Genomic DNA, 1589 nt, shown 5'->3' with positions numbered 1-1589 from the left:
CATCCGGCCATTCCCAAACAGATTTATACCGTCAAAAACGTGCTGGGCGCCATGGCCGATCTGCAGAATGAGGGCTATCGGCGAATCGTCGTCCAGCCGGTACTGATCGTTGACGGCGAGGAGTACCGGGACCTGGCTGCGTATGTCGAAGCTCTGGGCGCGATCAGAACCAGCAAACCGCAATGGCAACCCTTCGAAAAAGTCGCCCTCGGCAAGCCCCTGCTGGGCGCTTTTGATCATCGCGACCAGCTCAATGGCCTGGTGCGGGCGCTGAAGCCCGATATCGATGCGGCACGGGCCGCTGATGCCACCCTGGTCTACATGGGTCACGGTAATGAGCACATGGCCCAGGGCGCCTATTACGAACTGGAAATCCTGCTGCGGCGTGAATATGGCATTCCCGTCTGCATCGGCCTGGTGGAAGGGCTGCCCGACTTTGAAACCGTGCGGGAAAAACTGGCCGCCGCCGAAACCCGCAAGGTGCTGTTAAAGCCGCTGATGTACGTAGCCGGGGATCATGCCCGCAATGACATGGCCGGGGACGAGGAGGACTCGTGGCTGACCCTGCTTGAGAAGGATGGCTATCAGGTAACCCCTGTCTTCGAAGGTCTCGGACAGAACCCTGCCGTACGGGCGATTTTTCTGGATTTACTGAAACAAGCCGCACAGCAAGCGGCCATCGACTTGTGAGATAAGATGAGCGAACTTATTATCGTCGGCGCCGGTCTGGGCGCACAGTCCATCACCCTTGCAGGGATCGAAGCGATCCGCCGTGCCGAGGTCGTCCTCTACGACCGTCTGATTCATCCCGCCATCCGCGAGCAGATCAGCTGTGAGGCCATGGATGTCGGCAAGCGCCCTTACGACGCCCATTGCCGGACCCAGGCCCAGATCAATGAGCTGATCATTGAGCAACTGCAGCAGGGCAAGCGCGTCGTCCGCCTCAAAGGTGGCGACACATCGGTCTTTGCCCGCACCATGGAGGAAGTGGAAACAGCCCGCGCCGTCGGTGCCCATGTCACCATCATTCCCGGTGTCACCTCGGCCTCATCCCTGGCCGCCAGGGTTCAGAGCGCCCTGACCGATCGCCGCTCCGCAGCGGGGGTGGTCTTCATCACCGGCCACACCAAGGCTGACACCCTGGAAACCAGCTACCGCTGGGACGCCCTGGTAAACCTCGGCTTTACCATCGTCATCTATATGGGGGTCAGAAACATGCCGGTCATTCGAAATCAGTTGCTCAAGCATGGCATGGCAGCCACCACGCCGGTGCTGATCGGTCAGAGTCTGGAAACCGAGCAGGAGCGGATTTTTTCCACCACCCTGGACGAGATATTGTCCTGTATCGCCGACCGGCAGATCAGTCATCCGGCCACCATCATTATCGGTGAAGTCGCGTCGCTCTCGGTGATATAGATGCTGGGGCGAGGGTATGTACAGATTTACACTGGTAACGGCAAAGGCAAGACCACGGCAGCGCTAGGGCTGGCAGTGCGCTGCGCCGGAGTCGGAGGGAAAGTCTTCTTCTGTCAGTTTCTGAAAAAGGGGGATTCGTCGGAATGGACCGCCCTGCAGCACCTGCAGGAGCG

At 59.6% G+C, this 1589-nt stretch carries 3 protein-coding genes; all 3 read left to right on the top strand.

Annotation, left to right across the window (positions count from 1 at the left end; genetic code table 11):
- Positions 1 to 690, top strand: a 690-nt coding sequence (locus tag AC6F7T_RS04055) for a sirohydrochlorin cobaltochelatase (RefSeq protein WP_500716713.1), incomplete at its 5' end; no start/stop codon positions are given.
- Positions 691 to 696: 6 nt separating this feature from the next.
- Positions 697 to 1416, top strand: a complete 720-nt coding sequence (gene cobA, locus AC6F7T_RS04050; RefSeq protein ID WP_500716712.1) for a uroporphyrinogen-III C-methyltransferase — start codon at positions 697 to 699, stop codon at positions 1414 to 1416.
- Positions 1417 to 1589 (top strand): cob(I)yrinic acid a,c-diamide adenosyltransferase (locus AC6F7T_RS04045; protein WP_500716714.1); only part of this gene is annotated, 173 nt, incomplete at its 3' end.

It is taken from the genome of Pelovirga sp. (genome assembly GCF_059864205.1).
The sequence above is the reverse complement of the archived record's forward strand: the minus strand, read 5'-3'. Positions and strand labels throughout refer to the sequence as shown.